Below are 23899 nucleotides of genomic sequence, written 5' to 3' on the forward strand. Positions count from 1 at the left end.
AGACGATTCACGTATCGGCGACGAAAGGTACACGGATGGGCAAGCTCGACAGTAAGGTCGCACTGGTCTCGGGAGCAGCACGCGGACAAGGGAGGTCGCATGCGCTCCACCTCGCGGCCGAGGGCGCGAGCATCATCGCCCTCGACCTCTGCGCCGACCTCGAGGGCAACACCTACCCGCTGGCGAGACGGGAGGATCTGGAGGAGACGGCCCGCCTCGTCGAGAAGGAGGGAGTTCGTGTCCACACCGTGGTCGCCGATGTACGTGAACGCCGCGACGTGTGGAACGCGATCGCCGGCGGAGTGAGCGAACTCGGCGGACTCCACATCGTCGTTGCCAACGCGGGAATCTGCCCGATGGGTGACGGGCAGACATTGCAGTCCTGGTCCGACACGATCGACACCGATCTGGCCGGGGTGTTCAACGTCGTCCAGGGCAGCATCCCGCACCTCGGCGCGGGGGCGTCGATCATCGCGACCGGTTCCCTGGCCGCTCAACTGGGCAGCGCGACCAACCAGGGACCGGGCGGCTCGGCGTACAGCCTCGCGAAGCAGATGGTGGCGCGCTACGTCAACGATCTCGCAGTGCAGCTGGCGAAGAAGGACATCCGCATCAACGCTGTGCACCCGACGAACGTGAACACCGACATGCTCCACAACGAGGGGATGTACCGGGTGTTCCGACCCGATCTCGAGCATCCGACGAGGGAAGAGGCCGAGTTGGCATTTCCTGCCATGCAGGCGATGCGCGTGCCGTACATCGAGCCGTCGGACGTCTCCGAGGCAGTTCTGTTCCTCGCCAGCGACGCATCGCGCTTCATCACCGGCACGCAGCTGCGGATCGACGCGGGTGGCTATGTGAAGTCCGTGCCCTGGAAGGGATGAATACCACCATGACCGACATCATCGGATTTCTCGGAGCCGGCCAGATGGGTGAGCCCATGGTCCGCAGACTCCTCGGCGCGGGGCACGACGTCCGCATCTACGCCCGCAGGGAAGAGGTGCGCATGCGTCTCGGCGTTGCGGGTGCGTACCTCGCCGATTCGGTCGCGGATGTGGCTCGGCAGGCCGACATTCTCGTTGTGTGCCTGTTCTCGGATGCGCAGTTGACGGAACTGGCCGCGGGGCCGGACGGTTTCATGGCGAACGCGAAGGACAACGCGGTCGTCGTGTCGCACACGACGGGCACCGTCGGCACTCTCGAGAAGATCCGCGCCGACCACCCCGGCGGGCCGGTACTCGTCGATGCGCCGGTGAGCGGATCGGCAGAGGACATTGCCGCGGGCAAACTGACCGTGCTCATGGGCGGGGAGAATGCGGTGCTGGATCGCGTGGTAGCGGCGGTGGGCGCATATGCCGATCCGATCATCAGGACCGGTCGATTCGGCAGCGCACTGAACTTGAAGTTGGTCAACAATCTGCTCTTCGCGGCGAACGCTCAACTTGCCGCGGCAGCAGTAGAACTCGGCGACCGTCTCGGTATCGGAAGTCGTGAGCTACTCGCCGCGATTGCGTTGTGCAGCGGCAGAAGCCATGCCCTCGCGTCGATCGGAAAGGTCGGCGGTGTCGAGACGTTCGACGAGTTCGCGTCACCGTTCCTGCGGAAAGATGTCGCCGCATGTACCGCGGCAGCCGAGGATGCAGGCGTCGATCTGGGCTGGCTTGCTTCTGTGGTGGCAGGTGGTCCCATTGCCGGACTCGTCGCCCACTCACAGGGGTGAGCCGGCGTCGCGAGACGCGTCACCGCTCCACATCGAGAGGATGTTGTCGGTGGTGGTGATGGTCGCGAGCACGCTCAACGTGTGGTCGATCATCGACCGTGCATGCGGGTCAACACCAAGTCGGACGGTGCCGGCCCGAGTTCCGGCAGAAGGGAGGCTCCCGAGCTCCCCGGGGCCATGGAGGTGGTGTGGCGTCCGATCGCGAAGAGCTTTGCGTTGTCGTTCGAGCCCTGATTGTCGTCACGACGGTGTACCAGGCAATGCACCACACGAACACCCGCGTCGCGGGCGACGGGAAGCAGGCGGCCGATGTTGGGGAGGGCATGACGTCTCGCCTCGTGTGCGAGTTCTGCCATGCCTGAATCCGGACCGACGACGGCGCCCTGCAGTTCCTGCGTGACGATTGCCGTGCGGTCCGGATTCAGAAGGTCTTTCAGCGTCGGCGCGCTCACGCGCGGGTCTCGTAGAACTGCGTCGCCCACCGACGCATCGCCATGTACGGCTTGGCGTCGACGCGACCGAGCGGGGGATTCTCGACGTAGACCTGATGGCGCCAGATGCCGAGGTCTTCGAAGACGGTGTGGAGGAATCGACGCTCGACCTTCTCCTGAACGTCCTTCGGTGGAACGTCGGAGTCGTGACCGTCGTTGCGAGGCCACCAGATCGAATAGAAGAGGTCGGAATGCCCGTCGTCGACGGGGGTGCAGGCGAAGATCAGCCGGTAGTTCTGGGCACCTTCGAACGCGCTCATCGCGTATCCCAGACCGGAGAAGTGGCTATGAATGCGAAGCGCCATCTTATCGGTATCGTCGCTGGTCTCATCGGGCCAGCCGGTGAGGAACTGCCACTCGTTGTCGACGGCTTCCCATCCTAGCGACACTGGAGTCACACTGGCGCCGTGCACATATCGGAAATGGGCGCTGTCCGGTCCGTTCTCGGCCACGATCTGTGGATGCACCGGCTCGTACTCCGCGCGGCGTGAGAACTCCGGATAGATGCGGTAGTAGTTGTCTGGGCCGGCGGTGATTTCGGGGAACTTGGTGAACGGATCGGGCAGTTCCCACTGTGGAGGTTTCCTGGCCGGCTGATGCCACATGTACACGATTCCGTGCTGCTCCCGAATGGGATAGACCCGCAGCTTCAATGCCTTGTTGGGGCGGTCGGGGTCGTACGGAATGTAGCGGTTGCTCCCGTCCGGCCCCCACCGCCAACCATGGAACGGACATTCGATGCAGTCGCCCACCACTTTTCCGCCGTGTCCGAGGTGCGCGCCGAGATGACGGCAGTGCCCGGTCATGACGTGCAGTTCATCGGCATCGTCGCGGTAGGCGACGAGTCCCTCCCCGAAGTAGTGCAGGGCACGGCTCTGTCCGGCTTCGAACTCCTCCGACCAGCCGATCACGAACCAGCCCGTGACCTTCCACGTGAACGGTACTTCCAACGGATACTCCTTTGCCGGGCCGGAGGAATTCAGCTCGAGCGCTGCATCTGGGAGGCTGCGCTGATCTGCTGTTCCCACGCCGCGAGCTTTTCTTCGGCGCTCGTCTGATGATGGCTCAACGCACGGATACTCACATCGTGACCTTCCGCTGCCGCCCGTAGGGCTCCCACAGTGGCCTGTTCACGGGGTACATGGGCAAACGGGTCGAACGAGAACCAGCGCATCGCGTTCAAGTGGGTCATCTTGTCGATCTCGCCGTCCGGAACGTGGTCGTCGGCGAACACGCCGCTCAACTCCTCGGGCGCACCCGGCCACATCGAATCACTGTGCGGATAATCCATTTCCCACGCGATGTTGTCGATCCCGATCTTGTGACGAAGTGTGACGCCGAGCGGGTCGCTGATGAAGCACGTGAGGAAATGCTCTCGAAACACCTCGCTGGGAAGCTTTCCTTCGAAGTCCTGCAGCGTCCACGTCGAATGCATCTCGAAGGTGCGGTCGACGCGTTCGAGGAAATACGGGATCCAACCCGTGCCACCTTCGGAGAGCGCGATTTTGAGGTCTTTGTATTCCTTGACCGGGCGCGACCACAGAAGATCTGCGGCGGCGTTCACGATGTTCATCGGCTGGAGCGTGATCATGACATCGGGCGGCGAATCCGTCGAGGGGATCGAGAGCTTGCCCGAGGATCCGATGTGGATCGACAGCACCATATCGGTGTCGACGAGAGCCTTCCACAACGGATTCCAGTATTCGTCATGGAAGCTCGGGTATCCGAGCGCGGCCGGATTCTCGGTGAAGGTGAGGGAGTGCACCCCCTTCTTCGCGAGGCGCCGGACCTCCTGAGCGCACAGTTCGGCGTCCCAGATCACCGGCAGGCCCATCGGGATGAATCGGCCGGGGTACGCGCCACACCACTCTTCGAGGTGCCAGTCGTTGTAGGCCTGCACCAACGCGAGCGAGAAGTCGGAGTCCTCGGTCGCGAACAGGCGAGCGGCGAAGCCGGGGAACGACGGGAAGTTCATCTGCGCCAGAACACCGCCCGCGTTCATATCCTTGACGCGTTCGTGGACGTCGTAACATCCCGGCCGGATCTCATCGAGGCCTTCGGGCTCGAGGCCGTACTCCTCCTTGGGGCGACCGGCGACGGCATTGAGTGCGACGTTCGGGATGATCCTGTCGCGGAACTTCCACATGTCTGCGCCGTTGTCCATGTGCACCAGGCGCGGTGCGTCGTCCGCGTACTTCTTGGGGAGGTGGTTGGCGAACATATCGGGTGGTTCGATGATGTGGTCGTCGACGCTGACCAGGGTCATGTCGTTCTTGTCCATGCTCGTTCCTTCCGAGGGCCGTGCGCGAGGTCTTGCGTTTCGTGGGCGACTACCTTGCTGTGGCGAGCGTCGGCGGATCGGCGGCATCCGGATCCGGGTTCGCGATAGAGAGGCCCATGAAGCGGCGAGCGTTGTCGCCCATGAAATCCCACGTCCGGCGGCGATCCATTCCTTCCGCGTACTTCCAATACCCCTTGGGTTCGGGAAGGCCTTCGGGATGCGGGTAGTCGGATCCGAACATGACCTTGTCCCAGCCGACCATGTCGACGACATCTGCCACCGACCCTTCCCAGAAGGGGCTGACCCAGACGTTGCGACGGAATACCTCGAGCGGATCTTCCGGGAAGTTCTGCGGCATCTTCTTCGTCAGATCCTCGAGGTCGTGGAACAGCGGCCGGATCCACGAGCTTCCGTTCTCCACGCTGGCGATCCGCAGCTTCGGGAAGCGCGTGAGGGTTCCGTGGCAGATCAGGCTGCCGAGCATGTCGGAGATCTCCCGGTGCCCGAGAGCAAGCCAGCGAAATGCGCTCATGGCCATGAAGCTCTGGGTGTTCGGGGGCTCCCACTTGTTGACGTATTCGTCGAGTGGCGGCTGGCTCGCGTGAAGCGCGATCGGGAGGCCGGCCACTTCCACGTCATGCCAGAAGGGGTCGAACTCGGGGAGTGCGGGAGAGCGCCAGCCGTGGAGACCTTTGACCGGAGCGGGCTTGATCAGCGCGACCTTCGCCCCGTTTTCGACGAGGTATGCGAGCTCGCGTCGGGCGCCGTCCACCTCGGCGCAGTTGATCACTGGAGTGGTGAACACTCTGCCGTGGTGGTCGAAGCCCCAGTGCTCGAGCATCCACCGGTTCAAGGCGTGAACGATTGCGAGTGTCAGTTCCGGATCGTCGGCGGACGAGTGTTCGACGAGGCTGGCGAGAGTGGGGAAGACCAGTGATTCCCGCACTCCCTGCCGGTCCATCTCGGCGAGTCGTTCGTCCGGACCGCGAGTGGCGGGTGGGCAGTCGATGGCGGACCCTTGCATTTCGCGGAGTGTGAGTCCGTCGGCGTTCTCGCCGGCGAAGAACTTCTCGTGGGCGCCCGGTGCTGCGACCCGGTCGAAGGTGGGGTTCGGGATGAAGTCGGTGATCTTACCGTTGATGGCGAGGCGCGTGCGACGACCGATCTGTACGTACTGGACGGCGTTCGTGTACTTGTCGGGGAGGTACCTCGTGAGGGCTTCGGACGTCTCGTACATGTGTGTGTCGGCATCGAAGATCGGTGCACCATCGGACGTTGTCATGCGCAGTCTCCTCGTTCGTGCCCGCTCGTGAATTCGAGCCTCGCAGCGCGCAACGGTTATGTCAACAGTCGGCATTACGGTAACTTGGGGTCATGATGTCGAAAGTGCCTCCCGGTTACGAGGACCTTCTCGAACGGCCGATCGTCGGTGTGCTCGGTACCGTCAGTCCCGATGGGTCGCCGAGTCTGTCTCCGATGCGATTTATCTGGGATGGTGCACATCTGAGGGTGAGCCACACTATTCCTCGCAAGAAGTTCGTGAGTCTTCAAGCGAATCCCAACTACTCGTTCCTGATCACCGACCCGGACGAGCCCGCGCGGTGCCTCGAGGTACGCGGTTGGCTGGTGACAGTGCAGGGCGACCACGACGGCTCGTTCTACCTGTCGCTGGGGAAACGCTACGGGCAACCCGACCTGCAACCGCCCGACGATGTCGACGACCGCGTTGTGATGATCCTCGACGCCACCCGTTTCACAGCGAAATGAATCGACAGGAGGCCTGCCGCGATCATCGATTCGGCGACGCGGGGACCGCGCCCCAGTCTTTCTGTGAAATGAGCACTCTTGCAGCGTGGTCGAGGATGCAGTCCAGTCCGTACTCGAAGTTCCGGTCGTTGGGTTCGCCGCTCTGCAGGCCACTCTCGCTCGCCTCTGCAAGCAGGGGAGTGGTCTCAGGGGAGATCGACAAGATCTCGTAATACGCACCCGAGGGTTCCTCGGACTGCCGGTTCTTCTCCTGGAGTCGTTGGAGGACAACCATGCCGTGCACGTGCAATTGCACGGCAGAGTAGATGTTCACCGCGTCGGCCAGGGTGAAGCCGGATTCGACGAGGCTGGTGATCACGTTCTCATTGTGCAGCGCGCCGAGCCGAGCTGCATTGGAGCTCAAGGATGGGCGGATCAGAACGAGGTCGCACAGGATCGGTCGGTCGAGGATCGTGCGACGAACAGTTCGTGCGTGGGCTCGCAGCGTGTCGCGCCAATTCGAGGCCTCGACGAGAGGCATGGACCGCATGGAGTCGCGCAGTACGCGGTCGGCCATCGCGGTGAGAAGGTCGTCCTTCTTGCGGAAGTACCAGTAGATGCTGGTCACGCCGATGTCGAGGTATCGTGCCAGCATTGGCATGCTCAGATTGTCGACGGTGACCTCCTCGGCGAGTTCGAATGCGCCCCTGAGGATGTCATCGGGATTGAGGGACCCTCGCTCGAGCCGGGTTCGCTTCGCCATGTCGGGTACCGCCTTACAGGTTACGTCCGGGATGCTCGGGCGAGCCGTCTCCCCATGTTCTCTACTGTAGATATGCTTACCGTATAAGATACGGTATCTGCATAAGTTACGGCGTATCGGTAGATGAGGGGCACGATGGATCTCGGACTCGGCGGTGCTGCAGCGGTTGTCGTGGGTGGCAGCCGTGGGATGGGATTTGCGTCCGCTCAATGCCTTGCGCAGGAGGGTGCGCGCGTTGCGGTCGCCGGCCGGTCGCGTGCCGATGTCGAGCGTGCCGCAGCGAACTTGTCCGAATGCGGGAGCCCAGATGCGGTCGGGCTCGTGGCCGACGTACGTGATGGGCAGGCCGTGATCGGCCTCTTCGATGAGCTCGGAAAGCGTTGGGGCGGTGAACTCAACGTGCTGGTCAACACCGTGGGGCCGAATGCGCAGGGGGCATTCGACGTCCTGACCGACGACCAATGGCACGACGCCGTCGAGGACGGCGTGATGTCGATGGTGCGCTGTGTCAGATCCGCCCTCCCGCTCCTGCGTTCCGCAAAGTGGGCGCGCGTCGTCAACTTTTCTGCGCAATCCACTCAGAGACAGAGCGTTCCGCTCGTCGCCTACACTGCAGCGAAGGCAATGTTGACCAGTGCGTCGAAGAATCTGTCGCAGCTGCTGGCGCCCGAAGAGATTCTGGTCAACGTCGTCTCACCCGGAACGATCGTGACGCCGTCGCTGAGGGAATGGGCGAGGTCGGTGGGTGTCGAATCGACCGATCCGTACGCCCTGATGGATGCTATAGGAACACATTTCGGACACCCGTCGCAGATGCCACGGGCGGGTCTGCCGGACGAAGTGGGCCCGTTGGTGGCGTTCCTCGTCTCGCAGCGCAACTCGTACATCACCGGAGCAAATATCAACATCGACGGTGGGTCCGACTTCACCTGAGCGCTTATCTGCACTGCCATATCGGCGCACGCTTCTCGACGAATGCGCGCGGGCCCTCGAGTGCGTCTTCCGTGCGCGTCACCCGCTCGCGGAACGACTCGGCCAGCATCTCGGCCTCGTGCAACGGCATGTCCAGGCCCTTGATGATGGCCAGGCGAGTTCCCCGAACTGCCAGTGGTGCATTGGAGTTGACGATGTCGGCGATCTCGTGCGCCCGTTCGAGCAACAGGTCGTGTTCGACGATCTCCGTGATCATCCCCAGTTCGTATGCGCGCTGGGCGCTCATTCGTTCATGCTTTCCCATCAGAGCCATGCGCAGTGCCACGTTCCGCGGGAGCACCCGAGCGGCACGCACCACCTCACGTCCTGCGACGAGGCCGATGCTGACGTGCGGATCGAAGAAGGTTGCCATCTCGGAAGCGATGACGATATCGCCGGTGGTGACCCAGTCAAGCCCTGCGCCGCAGCAGATCCCGTTGACAGCAACGACGATCGGTTTCGTCATCGAACGAAACGGGGGGGTGCCTTCTTGCGGTGCCTCCCACTGGTCGTAGGTCGACAGGTACGGCCGTTCGTTGACGACTTTCCCATCGCCCGGAATCTCCTTGACGTCGGCGCCCGTGCAGAATGCCCGACCATTGGCGGTGACGACGAGAGTCCAGACCTTGTCGTCGTTCTCGGCCTCGGCATACGCGGCACGCAACTCCGTGATCATGTGCGGGCTCAGCGCATTGAGGGCGCCCGGCCGGTTGAGGGTGAGGGTCGCGGTGTGGCCGTCGACGGCATATTCGATGGTCTCGAACGTCACTGTTCTTCCTTCTGCAACGAGGTCGGGGTCCGGTCATTCACCGTGCGGCTGCGGCACGGGTGTAGTCGGGGTCGCGCTTGTCCGAGAATGCGGCGAAGGCCTCCAGTATGTCGGGGCCCTGGAGGTTCGCCGCCTGCGCCTGTGATTCGTACTCGAGTGCTTCGGTCAGCGTCCGTTCGAGTCCGCGGTTGAGCAGGTCCTTGGTCTGTGCGAGTGCGAGCGGCGGCCCGGAGGCGAGCCGCTCCGCGATGCCGTGGGTGAACTCGTCGAGCGAGACCGGAGCAGTCACCCATGTGACGAGACCGAGCGAATGCGCTTCGTCTGCTCCGATCATGTCGGCCAGCAGCGCCAGCCGCTTGGCTTGCTGCAGCCCGACGAGCCGCGGGAGCAGCCACGACCCGCCCGTGTCCAGTGACAACGCACGGCGCGCGAAGATCTGGCAGAACCGCGCATCCGACGCGGCCACCACCAGGTCGCAGGCAAGGGCGAGATTCCAGCCCGCTCCGGCCGCGACCCCGCTCACCTTCGCGACGGTCGGTACCGGAAGCTCCTGGAGCAGCCGGATGGTGTCGTTGATGGTGCTGATCAGGTCGGACGGGTCGGGGAATTCGTCCATTCCCGCGGTGTCGGCGATGTCGGCGCCGCTGCAGAACGTGGCGCCCGCGCCGGTGAGGACCACCGCGCGTACCCCGTTGTCGACGGTCGCGTCGAGAAGGCGATCTCGGAGGCGCGCCCACATCTCGGGCGTGATCGCATTCTTCCGTTCGGGGCGGTTGAGTGTGAGCGTCAGGATGCCGGCGTGCAGATCGGCGAGCAGTGGCCCGTCGGGGCTCACGGCGTTGTCGGGCATGGTCACCTCGGGGGTGTCGAAGGGTGGTCAGAGCTGGATCGGTGCTCCGACGGTGAGTGGCGCGACGAAGCCGCCGTCGACGTGGATGTCCTGACCGTTCACCCACCCGGCGTCAGGCGATCCGAGGAACGCGATGACCGGCACGACGTCGGCGACCGTGGCATGCCGGCCGATGAGTGCCTTCACCCCGTCGAGGACGTCCTTACCCATCGATTCCTCGAAGTCGCCGAGGATCGGGGTCTCGGTCGGTCCGGGGCTCACCGTGTTCACGCGGACGCCGTACTTCTGCCATGCGGAGGGCGCAAGGCGCTTCGAATAGATGATCGCGGCCTGTTTCGACGTGCTGTACACGGGATAGTTCGGGTCTTGTTCGGCCTGCCAGCGTTCGACGGTGTCGCCGTCGGTTGCCTCGAGGAGACCGGCGAGGTCGTTCTGGCGCTCCTGCCATCCGAGGGCTGCCACCGACGCGACGGTGACGACGGACCCGCCTTGGCGCAGCAGAGGCAGCATGCCTTCGACGAACAGCCGCATGCCGAGGTAGTTGACCTTCAGGACGTCGGCGGCGGGTGCGGTTCCGGGCACCCCGGCGACGTAGGCGAGCAGATCCCAGCCTCCCCCGATCGAGCCGAGAAACTTGTTGATCTGCGTCGCATCGCGCAAGTCGCACTGTGCGTGCGCCGATGCTTCGGCACGATCCGGGCGGAGGTCGACGGCGAGTACGTGGTCGCCTTGTTCGTGGAAATGGGCGGCAGTGGCGGCACCGATTCCCGACCCCGCTCCGACGACGACAATTCTGCGCTGATCAGTTGCCATGTGGCCTCGCGCCTTTCCGGGATCACCCCGACGAAAGCTATATAGAATGCTTGACAGTAAGACACACTATAAATCACTCTGGGGCGGGAAGACCAGGGCTCGGGGTCTGCGACGCCGGACCGAAAGCGTCGCCGGAATGCGCGGGAACGGAGTGTCGTTCGTGAACCAGCGAATCGTCGGAGAGGGTGCCGAGGTCTTGGCGACCCCGACTGCGTACAAGGACGAAGACCACCTGCATTCGGTGCTGACGGAGGCACGCACAACGGCACCGGTGGTTCGGGTGGAGGTGCCGTCCTATCAGCCGTTCTGGGCACTCCTCAAGCACGCCGACGTCATGGCCGTCGAACGCGAGAACACGCTCTTCACCAACTGGCCCCGCCCGGTGCTCATGACGGCGGAGTCCGACGAGATGCAGGCCGCGGTCGGTGTTCGCACCCTCATCCACCTCGATGGTGTGCAGCATCGTGTGTTGCGCTCGATCGCAACCGACTGGTTTCGCCCGAAGGCCATGAAAGCCATGGAGGTTCGAATCGAGGAGCTCGCGAAGTATCACATCGATCGGATGTTCGCGGCCGGAAGTGAGTGCGATTTCGTGTCCGAGGTCGCGGTGAACTTCCCGCTCTACGTCATCATGTCGCTGCTCGGCGTACCGGAATCCGACTTCCCTCGTATGCTCCGGCTCACGCAGGAACTCGTGGGCAGCGACGACGACGAACTCAAACGTAGCGAACCGGCGGACGAGACCATGAACGCGCTCCTCGAGATGTTCGAGTACTTCAGCGCGCTCACGGCATCCCGCCGTGAGAACCCCACCGACGACATGGCGTCGGCGATCGCCAACGCGCGAATCGACGGCAAACCCCTCTCCGATATCGAGACCATGTCGTACTACACGATTATCGCGACCGCCGGCCACGACACGACGAGCAGTTCCATCGCAGGCGGGCTTCGTGCACTGATCGACCATCCCGATCAACGCCGAGCGCTGAGCGCCGATCTCGACATGCTGCCGCACGCGGTGGAGGAGATGATCCGGTGGGTCACTCCTGTCAAGGCGTTCATGCGCACCGCCGTCGAAGACACCGAGATCCGCGGCGTGCCCATCACGGCCGGTGATTCCCTCCTGCTGTCGTATGCGTCCGTCAACCGCGACGAAGAGGTCTTCGACGATCCCTTCCGCTTCGACATCCGGCGCGACCCCAACAACCATGTCGCGTTCGGGTTCGGCGTGCATTTCTGCCTGGGCGCCGGACTGGCCCGGATGGAGATGAAGAAGTTCTTCGCCGAACTCTTGCCGCGCCTGGGTTCGATCGAAATCGCCGGCGAACCCGAACTGACCGCAACCACTTTCGTCGGCGGGCTCAAGCACCTGCCGATCCGCTTTTCGACGGCCACATGACCACCTCCGAAGGACCTCACATGACACAGGCGCGGATCTGGGACGACACCCTCGACGACCTCACCCGCCGTCGTACGCACGCTCACGGAATGGGCGGCCCGGAACGCGTGGCCAAGCACCGCGGCAAAGGCAAACTCGATGCGCGAGCGCGAATCGATCACCTCCTCGACAAAGGCAGTTTCCACGAGTTCGGCACGCTGGTCGGTGGGGAGATTGCCGCCGACGCCATCGTCGCCGGTTCGGGACTGATCCACGGAATGCCGGTGATGGTCGGGGCAGAAGACTTCACCACGCTGGCGGGCACGATCTCACCGGGCAGCAATTCCAAGCGTTACCGGCTCGCCGAACTTGCTGTCCGAAACAAGGTCCCGCTCGTCATGCTCCTCGAAGGAGCCGGTTTTCGCCCCACCGGCGCTCACTACGGCAGAACCCCGACCGACCTGCTTGCACAGGCGCAGTGCTCGGGGAAGGTGCCGGTGGTCACCGCAGTCCTCGGTGCCTCTGCCGGGCACGGCGCGCTCATTGCGCCGGTCTCGGACTTCGCCATCATGAGCCGGCAGGGCGCGATATTCACCGCCGGCCCACCGGTCGTGAAGATGTCTACCGGAGAGGACGTCTCGAAGGAAAATCTCGGCGGACCCGATGTCGCCATCGCGAGCGGACTGATCCACAACGTCGCCGACACCGACGAGGAAGCTCTCGACGAGATCCGCCGCTACCTGTCGTACTTCCCGCCGAGCGCGTGGTCGTACCCGATCGCGACCGAGCCCGACGCATTCTCCGAGCCCCGCGACACCCCCGAGCTTCTCGACATCGTCTCCCGCGACAACCGCAGCATCTACGATATGAGATCCGTGATCGATGCGGTGGTCGACACGAAGGACTGGTTCGAGGTGCAACCGGACTTCGGGCGGGCAATCATCTGCGGGTTGGCGCACTTGGGAGGTCACCCGGTGGCGGTTGTCGCGAATCAGCCGCAGGTGATCGCCGGGTCGATCGACTCCGATGCGGCCGACAAAGCAGCCCATTTCATCTCGGTCGCCGACGCGTTCCACCTGCCGCTCGTGTTCCTCGCCGACAATCCGGGGATGCTGCCGGGCAGTGAATCCGAACGCGATGGCGTGCTCCGCAGTGGGGCCCGGATGTTCGTCGCGCAGACCACCGCCACGACGATGAAAATGCATGTGACACTGCGGAAGGCGTACGGTTTCGGGTCGATGGTGATGTCGCTGATCGGTTTCGACGGTCAGGTCGCTGCGTACGCCTACCCCGGCGCGACGATGGGTGCGATGAGCGCTGATGCCCTCAGCGGTGCGTCGAATGCGGACGACGGCCTCGCGGCGTCACTTCGAGAAATGGAGCTCGAGGCGTCGTACCGTTCCGCTGAACACATGGGTTTCGACGAACTCATCAGTCCCGAAGAAACCCGCAATGCCCTGCTCACATCGTTGCAGCGAGGAATCTATGCACGACAAGCAGTAGCGGAGCCGGTGAGCCGCTGTGCGATCGTCCCCTGAGTCCGCTGATCCACCGGCTTTCGCTGATAGACACTGCCACTGATAGACACTGCCACAGGAGAGATGCGTTGAACGAATGGACTCTCGGCGAGGTGTTCGACGCCGTCGCAGACGCAGTACCCGAACGAATCATGACCGTCTGCGGTGATCGCAGGAGCACCTTCGGTGAATCCGCGGTGCGCACGCGGCGGTTCGCGAACTTCCTCGCCGAACGCGGGTTCGGAGCCCAAACGGAAAGGGAGGGGCTCGAGCGGTGGGAGTGCGGTCAGGATCGCGTCGCCATGCTCATGTACAACGATCTGTACCCCGATGTGCTGATCGGATGTCTCAAGGCGCGCGTCGTACCGGTCAACATCAACCCGCGCTACACGCCCCAGGAGATCCGCAGCCTCCTCGAATACATTGCGCCACGAGGAATCGTCTATCACCGGTCGTTCGGTCAGGTGGTATCCGAGGTCGTCAGTGGCAGCGCAGAGCTGAAGGACAGCGTGGAGCTGCTGGTGTCCGTCGACGACGGCACCGGTATTTCCGAACTGGACGGGGCGGTGTCGTTCGATGAGGCGGTTGCACAAGGTGATCCGGAGAAGGTGATCAAGGGATCACCCGACGACTTGATGATGATGTGCACCGGCGGCACCACGGGACGCCCCAAGGCTGTGCTGTGGCGGCAGGGCGACGCGTACGTCTCCTCCATGAACGGCTCCGACCACGAGTCCGACGAGCCGATACGGACGCTCACCGCGTTGACGGGACAGAGCTGGTTCGCGGTGTCGCCCCTGTCGCACGCAGCGGGTACGTGGACGGCGTTCTCGGGTCTGCTGGCAGGCCAGACGGTTGTGCTCTACGACGACCGGAACGCTTTCGACGCACAGCGTGCCCTGGAGATCGTCGAGAAAGAGAACGTGCTGTTGATGACCATCGTCGGCGACGCGTATGCCGGACCACTGGTCGACGAGATGCGCAAGCGCAGGAACAACTTCGAGTCGCTGATAGTCATCGCGAGTGGGGGAGCCGCAACGAATGCGATCCACCGGAAGGCCTTCCTCGAACTGCTCCCGAACGCGACGATCGTGGAAGGGTACGGCTCGACCGAGACCGGTGGCATGGGATTCGGACGAAGCAGTCGCGGTGCCGAGGTCGACACATTCGCCCCGATGCCCGGGGGGTACGCAGTGTCGACCGACCGCACCCGAATCCTGGAGCCTGGTGATGACGAGATCGGATGGGCTGCGCGTGCCGGTCGCGTCCCCCTCGGATACTTCCGCGACCGGCACGCCACCGAAAACACGTTCCCTGTGGTCGACGGTCAGCGGATGGCGATACCGGGAGATCGCGTCAGAATCGCGAACGACGGGTCGCTGCGGTTGCTCGGCAGGGACTCTCTCGTGATCAATACCGGCGGTGAGAAGGTCTTCGTCGAAGAGGTCGAGGAAGTGTTGCGTGCGCATCCCGGCGTCGTCGATGCACTGGTGGTCGGTCGGGCCAGCGAGCGCTGGGGACAAGAGGTCGTCGCGCTGGTGCATGCAGGAGGCGAGGAGCATTGCCCCACAGAAGATTTGAAGAATGCATGCGGAGAATCGCTCGCGAGGTACAAGATCCCGAAGCATGTCGTGTTCGTCCCCGCAATACGCCGCCTCGGCAACGGAAAGCCCGACTACCGTTGGGCTGCGCAGCAGGTACAGGACGAGGGAACGGTGGTGTCATGAGCGCACCCACCACACGCCTGGCACCGTCGATCTCACCGGAGACGGAATTCTTCTGGACCTCCGGCGCCGACGGCCACCTGCGGATACAGGAATGCCGCTCCTGCTCGGCGCTGATCCATCCACCGCTCCCCGCCTGTCGCTATTGCCACGGCAGCGAGATGGGTGTGCGCGTCGTTTCCGGCTTTGCGACGCTCATCGGCTTCACCGTCAACCACAGGTTCGCTCCGCCGGGAATGTCGCCGCCGTACATCGTCGCGCAGGTGGCGCTCGAGGACGATCCGCGCGTGCGTCTGACGACCAACGCGGTCGAATGTGCGGCCGACGACCTCGCACTCGGTCTGCGGATGGAAGTGGTCTTCGAGAAGGCAGAAGAGGTGTGGCTTCCGCTGTTCCGTCCGGCTGAACCCGGAGCGGTGACGGAACTGCCGGCCGACGAACCGGACGCCGCCGCGATCCGCCGCAGTGTGCGACCCATGGCGAGTACGGACAAGTTCGAGGACAAGGTGGCGCTCACCGGAATCGGTATGTCGCGCATAGGCCGTCGTCTCATGGTCGATCCGTTGTCGTTGACCATCGACGCCTGCCGCGCCGCGATCGACGACGCCGGTCTCACCGCCGACGACATCGACGGACTGTCCACCTATCCGGGTGCCGGGTCGCTCGGCCCGTTCACCGAGGGTGGGGTCACTGCGGTGGAGTCGACCCTCGGGCTGAAGCCGACGTGGCACAACGGCGCTGCCGAGACGTTCGGGCCCGGAGGCTCGGTGATCGCGGCAATGCTCGCTGTCGCATCCGGACTGGCCCGACACGTGCTGTGTTTCCGAACGGTGTGGGAATCGACCTACAGCGAACTCGTGCGCACCGGCCGCACCGTGCCTGCGGCCGGACTGTCGGACGAATGGTTCGCGCCGTACGGTGCTGTTTCGGCCGCGCACCTACTGGCACAGACCGCGCAGCGGCACTTCCATCGCTACGGAACCGGCCGCGAAACCCTCGGGTGGATCGCGCTCAACCAACGCGCGAACGCAGCCAGGACAACCGATGCGATCTATCGCGACCCGCTCACGATGGACGACTACCTGGGTGCCCGCCCGATCACGACACCGTTCGGCCTCTACGACTGCGACGTGCCGTGCGACGGCGCGGTAGCGGTGATCGTGTCCGCCCGCGACACCGCACACGACCTCGCCCAACCGCCGGTGTTCGTCGAAGCGGTCGGTACACAGATGCTCGAGCGGCTCGACTGGGACCAGAGCACCCTCACCCACGAACCCCAGGTTCTCGGGCAGGCCGCGCACATGTGGAGTCGCACCACGATGCACCCCGACGATGTCGATGTCGCAGAACTCTACGACGGATTCACCTTCAACTGTCTGTCGTGGATAGAGGCATTGGGATTCTGCGACATCGGGGAAGCAAAAGACTTCCTGGACAAGGGAACCAACATTGCGATGGACGGAAGGTTGCCGTTGAACACCCACGGAGGTCAACTCTCACACGGACGCACCCACGGGTTGGGACTCGTGCACGAGGCGGTCACGCAGATGCGCGGCCACGGTGGAGAGCGTCAGGTTCGAGACGCCGGTGTCGCGGTGGTGAGCAGCGGAGGGCTCACACCCAGCGGTGTCATGTTACTGAAGGCCGGCCGATGAACGCCGCGGACACCGGAGCGCTCGACGACACCGTGACCGCTCGAACCGTCGAGGTCGACGGAGCTCAGATCTCGGCGCTGTGTTCGTACGTGGAGCGGCCGCGCGCGGTGATCGTCGCGTTGCACGGCGGCGCCACGACCTCCCGGTACTTCGATCTTGACGGCCATCCCGAACTGTCACTGCTCCGCACCGCGGCGGCACTCGGCTACACCGTCCTCGCAATCGACCGCCCGGGCTACGCCGACTCGTTCGAATGCCAGGAACGGTTCGACGATCCAGCCAACCGTGTCGACGCTGCCTACGGAGCTGTGAATGCACTGCTCGAGCGGTATTCGCGCGGAGCCGGGGTCTTCCTTCTCGCGCACTCGGCGGGCTGCGACCTCGGTCTCCGGATGGCAGCAGATCCGCGCGGTGCGTCGTTGCTCGGCGTGGAACTCGCGGGTACCGGCACGCGTAAGCAACGCGAGGCGCTCGAGATCATCAAGCAGATGCGGACGACGAGGAACCGGGGAGCGATCCGAGATCTCCTGTGGCATCCCGAGGACACGTACCCGCCGGAGGTGCGTGGTGGTCGCAGCCTCACGTGCATCACACCTCGGTACGAGGCGGCGGTCGCAGCCGAATGGCCGAACGACTTCATGCGTCTTGCTCCCGATGTCCGCATTCCGGTCCGCTTCACGTACGCAGAGTACGAAAAGGTATGGGAGACGGACGATCCTCTGCGGTCCGAGATCGAGGCCGCGTTCGTCGGAGCTCCGAGTTTCGTCGAACATCGGCAGACCGGCAGCGGACACAACATGAGTGTGGGGTTCGCGGCGGCCGAGTATCACCGTGGTGTGGTGGCGTTCGTCGAAGAATGCGCAGCACGCGGGTAGCACTGGTCACCAGGGTGTGGGCACGTCCTGTTGTCGGCGGGTGCGCGTCCGGTCGATCCGGCGTATGAGCTCGTCGCGCAGAATATCGTTGGTAGCGGGCATCACTCGCATATCTCTGCCCGGCATGAACATGTAGCGACCGTCGTCGACGACGTCGAACCACCCGATGTCCGATCCCGTCGTATAGCGGCCGTGCGCATTCGGAGCGAGGAGCCGGATACTGCCCGCACCGGAACGGTCGCGGAGGAGGAGACGGCGCAGTGCGCGCGGTTCGCTCTCGCCGATCTGCTCCCTCACCGATGTGGTGCCGCCGGGTTCGGTGAGTTCGCGCATCGATGCGGCTCGCGCCTGCTCACGCCCGCGGGGCACATCCGGGATCTGCGCTACGACGGCATGGGCGAGCGCGTCCGACTGGAGCGGGACGATCTCGATGTCGCCGGAGGCGTGCTGGCGTGCGACGACGGCGAATGCGCCTGCTGCGCCACCTCGCACCCGTATGTCTGCGTTTCCGGCATTGCCGTACACCTCGACGGCGACTTCGCCCGCGCGCAGGATGCGTAACGCATGCTCGAGGCGTGGATCGGCCAGTTCCCGGCGCCACTCATCAGCCGCGTGAAGGTTGGCGTCGTGTTCGTCCTCCCACATCGACGTCGAGCGATATCGCAGAGGGAACGGAAACTCGTCGCTGCCCGCCGCGGTCCACAGCGACAAGAAGCGGTCGGGGGTTACATTCCAGGTCACAGCGGGTCGACTCCTAGGACAGGCGGGGCGGTGTCGGGGAGCGACCCGATCAGTTCGTTGCCGTGATCGTTCGTGACGAGGTAACTCGCGACCCTCTGCTCATCGTCGTTGCCGCGCTGTTGACCACCCATCATGCCGGGATACATACCCATCGGCCGCATCGAACCGGAGCGGGCAGCGGCAGCTCCCTGCTGAGACGCGGCAGGCACCGAGGTGGCGGTCGCACCGACGCCGCCGACAGCGCCGGGACCGAGCGCGGAGCTACCGCCGGCCGAGCCACCACCGCCGGCCGAGCCACCACCGCCGGCCGAGCCACCACTACCGGCCGAGTTGCCACTGCCGAAGCCTCCGCTTCCCGGAATACCGGATCCCGTTGCTGAAGAACCATACGGTTGACCTGTCATGCCTCCGGGAAGAGTCGACGTCGGGGACGTCGACGTCGGTGACGTGCGGGTCGCTTCCGATTCAGCCGAGCCCGCGCCCCCGGATCCTGCAGACTGCGACTGCCTGTTCTGAGAACTGTCGGTCGCGGAACTGTCGGTCGTATTGCCACCGGCCTCGCTCGCTGCAGATCCGGACGGTTGACCGCCTGCTGCCCCGCTCCCGTTCGAGGCCGACCCGGAACTGTTGCCGCCGGATGCGGATGGGTTCCCGAACCCGGGTGTGCCTGCGCCCGCGCCCACACCCGTGCTCGCCGAGCTGCCGCCGGCGGTGTCCTGGGGCGCAGGCAGAACGGGAACCGCAGATCCGGAATCGCGGTAGTACGGCTTGTAGAGCGATTCCATGACGCGAATCGCCTGCTGCCGTGCAGCCTCTTCCTGGCGCTCTCTGTCAGCCGCGGCGACGGGGCTGAGTGCGTCCATCGGCAACGGGACGGAGATCGACGGGGGAGTGACCGACGACTTCACTCGCGCACCGACGTCCGCCGCGATCTGAAGTTTCTCCGACACCGCGAGCGACGCATCGCTCAACCGCTGGGCAGAGGTGCCGAACAGTTCCGTCGCCGACGATGCGGCTTCCGCAGCGCTCCCTTCCCAATGCTGGGCGATCTTGTCGCGGATCATGACGGTGGCCATGGAAATCGTGAAGCTGAATACCGTTCCGAGACTCCTCCATTCGTTCGAGAGCGTGGTCATCGCAAGGGGGCTGATCGTCTGGCTGAGCTGATGGATCGCGGCGTGTTCCATGCCGTGGAAGTTCTCGAACTGCGCGATGTAATCGGGGTCGACGCCGCTGTCCACCCGTCCCGCCAATACGTCGTGGCGGGCTTGGCGCCGTGCGACCGACTCAGGGGGCACCTCGCCCAGCAGCGGGGTGAGGAGTTCGTGTATCGGGTTGTCGGTGTCGGACATCGTCATAACTCCTGTTCGATGGTGGCGAGCCTGCGGGCCCAGTCGAACTCTGCGTCGAGAAAGGATTCGCCGCCGGAAGCGAAGGCGTCGCGGAGGTTGGTGAAGGCGACGATGAACTGCTCGACGCGTTCTTTCGCGGATTCGGGTGTGCCTGCGCCCTTGCGCGCGAAGCCGGCGGCGAGTTGTCTGGCGGACTCGAACTCGCCGAACCCCTCAGCGTGGCCGAGTTTGTCCGTGATCTCGGATGCCTTGTCGAGTTCGGCGAGCACGGTGTCGCAGATCGCGAGGATCTCGTCGATCACATGTGGTTCGAGGCGGACGAACTCGCTCACTGTGGTTTCTTTCCGGGGTTGTCGTCGACGAACGGTTCGAACAGTGCGACGGTGTCGTGTAGTCCACCGCAGCGCTCGTCGTGGGTGAGCGTGCGGGTGTGGTCGGCATGGTAGAGACGACTGAAGATGACGATGCCGAAATCGGTCTGCAACGTGATGGCGCATGTGTTGTCCGGTTCGGGGTCATACTCCAGTAGCGCACGGCGTCCGTTGACGGAGGTTTCGGTGGCGATGTCTCCGACTTTGGTGAGTTCCTCGTCGATGCTGACGTTTCCGGAGAGGATGTTGAGCCCGTAGGAGCGGATCACTCCCGGAATATCGACTGGTGCTCGGTAGGTGCACACCATGAATGTGTACTGCTCCATCAGGTAGTCGGCTACATCCTCGGTGCGCGGGTCGTAGCCGGCTTCGACGAGGACATCGTCGGGGATATCGAGGCAGGGGTCGAAGGTGATATCGGGTCGGCCCGACTCGTCGGTGAGACGTGGCGCGCGGGTCGTCGGCGTCATCGTGGTCTCATCGGCCGCGACCGCGGCCGTGTCGCTCGCGGCGGTGCAGCCGCTGAGTACGACACCTGCGGTGATGAGCGCCGCCCCCACCTTCGAAGCCCCCACCCTTGATGCACTGGGAAGACGTGAATACTTCATTGCCAAGGATCCCCCCGATCCGTTCGGTCGCGCAGATATTAACGCAGATCCGGGCGCGCGTCCGAGCCAGTGTCGTCGCTGCGAAACTTTCCTCCACCAGCACGGGTTTCCGTTGCCTCACGACTCACGGCAACCCGGACAACGCGAGGAAAGCTTCGTGCGGGGTATTGGGATCTGTATCACAATCGGGTGTCCGCCCATCCAGCAGACAATTGAGTGACCACTGATCACGGCACCGTGTGCCCCGACCCATAGAGGAAGTGCCGCTCGTGAGTACCCCCACCTCGACCGACAGCCCGGAATCCGCCGCCGAACGGCACCTGTCTGCAGCAGTGAAGGCCGCGGCGCAGGTCGCCGACATTCCCGCGTCGGTGACGCCGCGTCCGATCAAGCGTGTCGCCGTGATCGGTGCAGGCACCATGGGCTCCGGGATCGCCATGGCGTTCGCCAACGGAGGCGTGTCGGTCGCGTTGATCGAGCAGAGCCCCGAGGCGCTGGACCGGGGGATCGGCACGGTTCGGAAGAACTACGAGTCGTCGGCCTCCAAGGGCAAGATCACCGCTGAGCAGGCGCAGGAGCGTGTAGCGCTGATCGAGCCGCACCTCGACTTCGCGGCAGCCTCCGACGCCGACCTCGTCATCGAAGCGGTCTTCGAGGACATGGATGTCAAGAAGGAGGTGTTCGGCAAGCTCGACGCACTGTGCAAGCCCGGGGCGATTCTCGCGTCGAACACCTCGCGCCTGGACCTCGATGAGATCGCCCGCAGCACGTCCCGCCCGCAGGACGTGATCGGGCTGCACTTCTTCAGCCCGGCGCACGTCATGAAGCTCGTCGAGGTCGTGCGCGGTGAGGCGACCGCCGACGATGTCGTCATCACCTCCATGACGCTCGCACAGACGATCGGCAAGGTTCCGGTGCTCGCGAAGGTCTGTGAGGGATTCATCGGCAACCGCATGCTCACCCCGTATCGCCGTGAAGCCGACTTCCTGCTCGAGGAAGGCGCGACCCCGCAGCAGGTCGACGCAGCGTTGAAGGCATTCGGGTTGGCGATGGGACCGTTCGCCATGGCGGATCTGGCCGGCAACGACATCTCGTGGGCAGCGCGCAAACGACTCGCCCCGACGCGGCCGAAGGATCTCCGTTATTCGCGGGTGGCCGATACTCTCTGCGAGGCAGGACGCTTCGGCCAGAAGACCGGATCCGGCTACTACACGTACGAAGAGGGAAGTCGCACACCGATTCCGGACCCGGCCGTCGAGGAGATCATCCGCACGTGTGCTGCGGAGGACGGTATCGAGCGTCGCACCATCACCGACGAGGAGATCGTCGACCGCAGCATCCTCGCGCTGGTCAACGAGGGGGCGGCCCTGCTCGGTGAGGGTATCGCTCAGCGGGCATCCGACATCGACGTCGTCTACACCAACGGGTACGGATTCCCCAAGCGTCGCGGTGGTCCGATGCACTACGCGGAAACGGTCGGACTCGACGTGGTGCTGCGGAAGATCCGTGAATTCGAGAAGGTTCACGGTCGGGTGTGGGCTCCGGCGCTGTTGCTCGTGGAGCGCGTCGAGGGCGGGCACACCACCTTCTCCGCATAAGCGCACATGACTGTAGGTGTACCGAAATTTCGGTACACCTACAGTCATGACCAGCTCACGTTCCCCGTACGGTGGGTTTGATGACCTTCATCGGGAAGCGCGACGACACCTTCTGAATCCCGGGGATGGTCTGTACCTTCTCGCTCAGAAAGTGTTCGTAGGCGGGGAGGTCTGCCACCGCGATGCGGACGAAGTAGTCGGGTGATCCGAACAGCCGGTACAGCTCCTGGACTTCGTCGAACGCGCTCATCGTCGACTCGAACGTGTCGATGCTCTTCCGATCGAAATTCGTCATCTCGATGTCGACGAGCACTTCGAAGCTTCGGCCGACGGCTTCTGGTGCGAGGACGGCGCGGTAGCCGACGATGACCCCTTCGGCCTCGAGTCGCTGTACCCGCCGGAGGCACGGTCCCGGCGTCAATCCCACACGTTCGGCCAGCGCGACGTTCGGTATCCGGGCGTCCTCGCGGAGGACCTCGATTATTGCTCGATCCAAGTCGTCCATAACCAATAATTGCACAACCTCGGCGTTCGACGGCTATATAGGCAATCAAATGCCGCGCGATAAATGCGATTCTAGAACCTATGACGCAGGTGTGTGAAAAGGTCGAATTCTCACGGCCCCAAGAGATCAGAGAAGGTGTACGCCTGTCTCTTGCGGCGGGGTTGGGCATTTTCCCGATCGGCGTGGCGTTCGGCCTTCTCGTAGTGCAGTCGGGGCTTCCCTGGTGGGTGGCCCCGGCCATGTCGATCGTAGGATTCTCCGGCTCGCTCGAACTGCTCCTGATCGGGATGATGGCTGTCGCCACCCCGCTCGCGCCGATTGCGCTCACCACCTTCCTCGTGAACTTCCGGCACGTGTTCTATGCGTTCTCGTTCCCACTGCGGGTTGTGCGCAATCCTCTCGCCCGTTTCTATTCCGTCTTCGCGCTCGTCGACGAGGCCTATGCCGTGACCTCCGCTCGGCCCGATGGGTGGACCTCGTGGAGGCTTGTGTCGATGCAGCTCGCCTTCCACAGTTACTGGGTCGGTGGAGGGCTCGTCGGATTGACTGTCGCGGGTCTGCTGCCCGGCCCGGTCGTGGGGTTGGAGTTCGCGCTCTGTGCGCTGTTCCTGACCTTGACGCTCGACGCCTGCCGCACCGGAAAACAGGTGCCGTCCTTACTCATGGCGGCGGCGAGTTTCGCGTTCGCGACCGTGCTGACACCCGACACCGTCATGTTCACGGGGCTCGTACTGTTCGTGGCCGCGCTCATCGTGCGCTACGTCGCTATGCAGAGGAGGCGCGAGCATGTCTGAAATCTGGTACATCGTCGCGGTTCTCGCGATCGTCTTCACCATCACCTTCGCATTGCGCGCGGTTCCCTTCGCCGTGATCGGACCGTTGCGTGAATCGGAGTTCGTGACGACGTTGGCGCTGTGGATGCCGGTGGGGATTCTCGGCTTCTTCGCGTTGTCGACGTTGCACACCTCTGCGCTGAGCGGTACGGGAACCTATGTGTGGGAAGCCGCTGTGGCCGCGGCCGTCACGATCATCACGCATCTCGCATTCGGCCGCCGGACCCTCATCAGTGTCGGCCTCGGCACGTTGACGTTTGTCGCGCTCGTCAACTTCTTCTAGGGACACCGAACTCGCATTCCGTAGACTGGCAGCACGCGGGCGCCGCACGAGAGC

The 23899-nt window shown here is 64.0% G+C and carries 24 protein-coding genes and 1 pseudogene; 12 read left to right on the plus strand and 13 right to left on the minus strand.

What is annotated here, in order from left to right; all coding sequences use genetic code 11:
* Window positions 1–35: 35 nt before the first annotated feature.
* Complete coding sequence (locus ACZ46K_RS06390; RefSeq protein WP_464747238.1) at window positions 36–884, plus strand: mycofactocin-coupled SDR family oxidoreductase; 849 nt, start codon at window positions 36–38, stop codon at window positions 882–884.
* A gap of 8 nt (window positions 885–892) precedes the next feature.
* Entirely contained in the window at window positions 893–1720 is an 828-nt protein-coding gene (locus ACZ46K_RS06395) for an NAD(P)-binding domain-containing protein (protein WP_054805032.1), read from the plus strand.
* A gap of 95 nt (window positions 1721–1815) precedes the next feature.
* Here ACZ46K_RS06395 and ACZ46K_RS06400 read toward each other — a convergent pair.
* The 4 genes and pseudogenes from ACZ46K_RS06400 to ACZ46K_RS06415 form a co-directional block, all read right to left on the minus strand.
* Window positions 1816–2202: pseudogene (locus ACZ46K_RS06400) on the minus strand (isochorismatase family protein); the annotation flags it as partial.
* The gene (locus ACZ46K_RS06405) at window positions 2169–3161 is read right to left on the minus strand and encodes a Rieske 2Fe-2S domain-containing protein (RefSeq protein WP_054805024.1); all 993 of its coding nucleotides are present in this window, start codon (window positions 3159–3161) and stop codon (window positions 2169–2171) included. The gene ACZ46K_RS06405 and the pseudogene ACZ46K_RS06400, both read right to left, overlap by 34 nt.
* Before the next feature lie 29 nt (window positions 3162–3190).
* Window positions 3191–4492 carry an amidohydrolase family protein gene (locus tag ACZ46K_RS06410; protein ID WP_464747240.1) on the minus strand — a complete coding sequence of 434 codons (1302 nt, stop codon included), beginning with the start codon at window positions 4490–4492 and terminating at the stop codon, window positions 3191–3193.
* Window positions 4493–4541: 49 nt separating this feature from the next.
* Window positions 4542–5774 carry an amidohydrolase family protein gene (locus tag ACZ46K_RS06415; protein WP_054805025.1) on the minus strand — a complete coding sequence of 411 codons (1233 nt, stop codon included), beginning with the start codon at window positions 5772–5774 and terminating at the stop codon, window positions 4542–4544.
* Window positions 5775–5866: 92 nt separating this feature from the next.
* Between ACZ46K_RS06415 and ACZ46K_RS06420 the strand changes: the two genes are divergently transcribed.
* Window positions 5867–6259 (plus strand): pyridoxamine 5'-phosphate oxidase family protein, encoded by a 393-nt coding sequence (locus ACZ46K_RS06420; protein ID WP_054713040.1) that lies wholly within the window; start codon window positions 5867–5869, stop codon window positions 6257–6259.
* A 22-nt stretch (window positions 6260–6281) separates the two neighbouring features.
* Here the strand turns inward: ACZ46K_RS06420 and ACZ46K_RS06425 are convergent, their stop codons facing one another.
* Window positions 6282–7001, minus strand: a complete 720-nt coding sequence (locus ACZ46K_RS06425; RefSeq protein WP_054713041.1) for a TetR/AcrR family transcriptional regulator — start codon at window positions 6999–7001, stop codon at window positions 6282–6284.
* 135 nt (window positions 7002–7136) lie between these two features.
* Between ACZ46K_RS06425 and ACZ46K_RS06430 the strand changes: the two genes are divergently transcribed.
* Window positions 7137–7934 (plus strand): SDR family NAD(P)-dependent oxidoreductase, encoded by a 798-nt coding sequence (locus ACZ46K_RS06430; protein WP_132474254.1) that lies wholly within the window; start codon window positions 7137–7139, stop codon window positions 7932–7934.
* 4 nt (window positions 7935–7938) lie between these two features.
* Here the strand turns inward: ACZ46K_RS06430 and ACZ46K_RS06435 are convergent, their stop codons facing one another.
* Genes ACZ46K_RS06435 through ACZ46K_RS06445 form a run of 3 tightly spaced genes read right to left on the minus strand, consistent with a single transcriptional unit; the run spans window position 7939 to window position 10405 of the window.
* The gene (locus ACZ46K_RS06435) at window positions 7939–8742 is read right to left on the minus strand and encodes an enoyl-CoA hydratase/isomerase family protein (protein WP_464747243.1); all 804 of its coding nucleotides are present in this window, start codon (window positions 8740–8742) and stop codon (window positions 7939–7941) included.
* A gap of 37 nt (window positions 8743–8779) precedes the next feature.
* Complete coding sequence (locus ACZ46K_RS06440; RefSeq protein WP_054809651.1) at window positions 8780–9592, minus strand: enoyl-CoA hydratase/isomerase family protein; 813 nt, start codon at window positions 9590–9592, stop codon at window positions 8780–8782.
* 27 nt (window positions 9593–9619) lie between these two features.
* Complete coding sequence (locus ACZ46K_RS06445) at window positions 9620–10405, minus strand: SDR family oxidoreductase (protein ID WP_054805028.1); 786 nt, start codon at window positions 10403–10405, stop codon at window positions 9620–9622.
* Window positions 10406–10541: 136 nt separating this feature from the next.
* On the opposite strand from ACZ46K_RS06445, the gene ACZ46K_RS06450 reads away from it, so the two are divergent.
* The 5 genes from ACZ46K_RS06450 to ACZ46K_RS06470 all read left to right on the plus strand — a co-directional run bounded on the left by ACZ46K_RS06450 (window position 10542) and on the right by ACZ46K_RS06470 (window position 17554).
* A complete protein-coding gene (locus tag ACZ46K_RS06450; RefSeq protein WP_054805029.1) occupies window positions 10542–11804 on the plus strand; it encodes a cytochrome P450 in 1263 nt (420 codons plus the stop codon).
* Window positions 11805–11824: 20 nt separating this feature from the next.
* Entirely contained in the window at window positions 11825–13321 is a 1497-nt protein-coding gene (locus ACZ46K_RS06455) for an acyl-CoA carboxylase subunit beta (protein WP_464747245.1), read from the plus strand.
* A 68-nt stretch (window positions 13322–13389) separates the two neighbouring features.
* Window positions 13390–15027 carry an AMP-binding protein gene (locus ACZ46K_RS06460; protein ID WP_054809649.1) on the plus strand — a complete coding sequence of 546 codons (1638 nt, stop codon included), beginning with the start codon at window positions 13390–13392 and terminating at the stop codon, window positions 15025–15027.
* Window positions 15024–16679: a thiolase C-terminal domain-containing protein gene (locus ACZ46K_RS06465; RefSeq protein WP_464747247.1), complete on the plus strand. Its 1656-nt coding sequence runs from the start codon at window positions 15024–15026 to the stop codon at window positions 16677–16679. The genes ACZ46K_RS06460 and ACZ46K_RS06465 overlap by 4 nt, the downstream gene beginning before the upstream one ends.
* The gene (locus ACZ46K_RS06470; RefSeq protein ID WP_054805030.1) at window positions 16676–17554 is read left to right on the plus strand and encodes an alpha/beta hydrolase; all 879 of its coding nucleotides are present in this window, start codon (window positions 16676–16678) and stop codon (window positions 17552–17554) included. Before ACZ46K_RS06465 ends, ACZ46K_RS06470 begins: the two co-directional genes overlap by 4 nt.
* Window positions 17555–17560: 6 nt before the next feature.
* Here the strand turns inward: ACZ46K_RS06470 and ACZ46K_RS06475 are convergent, their stop codons facing one another.
* From ACZ46K_RS06475 to ACZ46K_RS06490, 4 genes are read right to left on the minus strand one after another with little or no spacing between them, the layout of a single operon-like run.
* Window positions 17561–18295 (minus strand): ESX secretion-associated protein EspG, encoded by a 735-nt coding sequence (locus ACZ46K_RS06475; RefSeq protein ID WP_054805031.1) that lies wholly within the window; start codon window positions 18293–18295, stop codon window positions 17561–17563.
* A complete protein-coding gene (locus ACZ46K_RS06480; RefSeq protein ID WP_464747249.1) occupies window positions 18292–19647 on the minus strand; it encodes a PPE domain-containing protein in 1356 nt (451 codons plus the stop codon). The genes ACZ46K_RS06475 and ACZ46K_RS06480 overlap by 4 nt, the downstream gene beginning before the upstream one ends.
* A 2-nt stretch (window positions 19648–19649) precedes the next feature.
* Window positions 19650–19979, minus strand: a complete 330-nt coding sequence (locus tag ACZ46K_RS06485) for a hypothetical protein (RefSeq protein ID WP_054807060.1) — start codon at window positions 19977–19979, stop codon at window positions 19650–19652.
* Window positions 19976–20593 (minus strand): DUF3558 domain-containing protein, encoded by a 618-nt coding sequence (locus tag ACZ46K_RS06490; protein ID WP_464747251.1) that lies wholly within the window; start codon window positions 20591–20593, stop codon window positions 19976–19978. The genes ACZ46K_RS06485 and ACZ46K_RS06490 overlap by 4 nt, the downstream gene beginning before the upstream one ends.
* 302 nt (window positions 20594–20895) lie before the next feature.
* Between ACZ46K_RS06490 and ACZ46K_RS06495 the strand changes: the two genes are divergently transcribed.
* The gene (locus ACZ46K_RS06495; protein ID WP_464747253.1) at window positions 20896–22224 is read left to right on the plus strand and encodes a 3-hydroxyacyl-CoA dehydrogenase; all 1329 of its coding nucleotides are present in this window, start codon (window positions 20896–20898) and stop codon (window positions 22222–22224) included.
* A 55-nt stretch (window positions 22225–22279) separates the two neighbouring features.
* On the opposite strand, the gene ACZ46K_RS06500 is transcribed toward ACZ46K_RS06495, so the two are convergent.
* Entirely contained in the window at window positions 22280–22729 is a 450-nt protein-coding gene (locus ACZ46K_RS06500) for an Lrp/AsnC family transcriptional regulator (protein WP_464747255.1), read from the minus strand.
* A gap of 80 nt (window positions 22730–22809) precedes the next feature.
* On the opposite strand from ACZ46K_RS06500, the gene ACZ46K_RS06505 reads away from it, so the two are divergent.
* Entirely contained in the window at window positions 22810–23523 is a 714-nt protein-coding gene (locus tag ACZ46K_RS06505; RefSeq protein ID WP_054810424.1) for an AzlC family ABC transporter permease, read from the plus strand.
* Window positions 23516–23845, plus strand: a complete 330-nt coding sequence (locus tag ACZ46K_RS06510) for an AzlD domain-containing protein (RefSeq protein ID WP_054807056.1) — start codon at window positions 23516–23518, stop codon at window positions 23843–23845. Before ACZ46K_RS06505 ends, ACZ46K_RS06510 begins: the two co-directional genes overlap by 8 nt.
* Window positions 23846–23899 lie beyond the last annotated feature (54 nt).

Source organism: Rhodococcus sp. JCM 9793 (genome assembly GCF_055380405.1).

Bases quoted from the DNA above. Each gene is read 5' to 3' on its own strand.
- ACZ46K_RS06390 (WP_464747238.1), top strand. From the start codon at position 36: ATGGGCAAGCTCGACAGTAAGGTCGCACTGGTCTCGGGAGCAGCACGC.
- ACZ46K_RS06395 (WP_054805032.1), top strand. From the start codon at position 893: ATGACCGACATCATCGGATTTCTCGGAGCCGGCCAGATGGGTGAGCCC.
- ACZ46K_RS06410 (WP_464747240.1), bottom strand. From the start codon at position 4,492: ATGGACAAGAACGACATGACCCTGGTCAGCGTCGACGACCACATCATC.
- ACZ46K_RS06415 (WP_054805025.1), bottom strand. From the start codon at position 5,774: ATGACAACGTCCGATGGTGCACCGATCTTCGATGCCGACACACACATG.
- ACZ46K_RS06420 (WP_054713040.1), top strand. From the start codon at position 5,867: ATGATGTCGAAAGTGCCTCCCGGTTACGAGGACCTTCTCGAACGGCCG.
- ACZ46K_RS06425 (WP_054713041.1), bottom strand. From the start codon at position 7,001: ATGGCGAAGCGAACCCGGCTCGAGCGAGGGTCCCTCAATCCCGATGAC.
- ACZ46K_RS06430 (WP_132474254.1), top strand. From the start codon at position 7,137: ATGGATCTCGGACTCGGCGGTGCTGCAGCGGTTGTCGTGGGTGGCAGC.
- ACZ46K_RS06440 (WP_054809651.1), bottom strand. From the start codon at position 9,592: ATGCCCGACAACGCCGTGAGCCCCGACGGGCCACTGCTCGCCGATCTG.
- ACZ46K_RS06445 (WP_054805028.1), bottom strand. From the start codon at position 10,405: ATGGCAACTGATCAGCGCAGAATTGTCGTCGTCGGAGCGGGGTCGGGA.
- ACZ46K_RS06450 (WP_054805029.1), top strand. From the start codon at position 10,542: ATGCGCGGGAACGGAGTGTCGTTCGTGAACCAGCGAATCGTCGGAGAG.
- ACZ46K_RS06455 (WP_464747245.1), top strand. From the start codon at position 11,825: ATGACACAGGCGCGGATCTGGGACGACACCCTCGACGACCTCACCCGC.
- ACZ46K_RS06465 (WP_464747247.1), top strand. From the start codon at position 15,024: ATGAGCGCACCCACCACACGCCTGGCACCGTCGATCTCACCGGAGACG.
- ACZ46K_RS06470 (WP_054805030.1), top strand. From the start codon at position 16,676: ATGAACGCCGCGGACACCGGAGCGCTCGACGACACCGTGACCGCTCGA.
- ACZ46K_RS06480 (WP_464747249.1), bottom strand. From the start codon at position 19,647: ATGTCCGACACCGACAACCCGATACACGAACTCCTCACCCCGCTGCTG.
- ACZ46K_RS06500 (WP_464747255.1), bottom strand. From the start codon at position 22,729: ATGGACGACTTGGATCGAGCAATAATCGAGGTCCTCCGCGAGGACGCC.
- ACZ46K_RS06505 (WP_054810424.1), top strand. From the start codon at position 22,810: ATGACGCAGGTGTGTGAAAAGGTCGAATTCTCACGGCCCCAAGAGATC.
- ACZ46K_RS06510 (WP_054807056.1), top strand. From the start codon at position 23,516: ATGTCTGAAATCTGGTACATCGTCGCGGTTCTCGCGATCGTCTTCACC.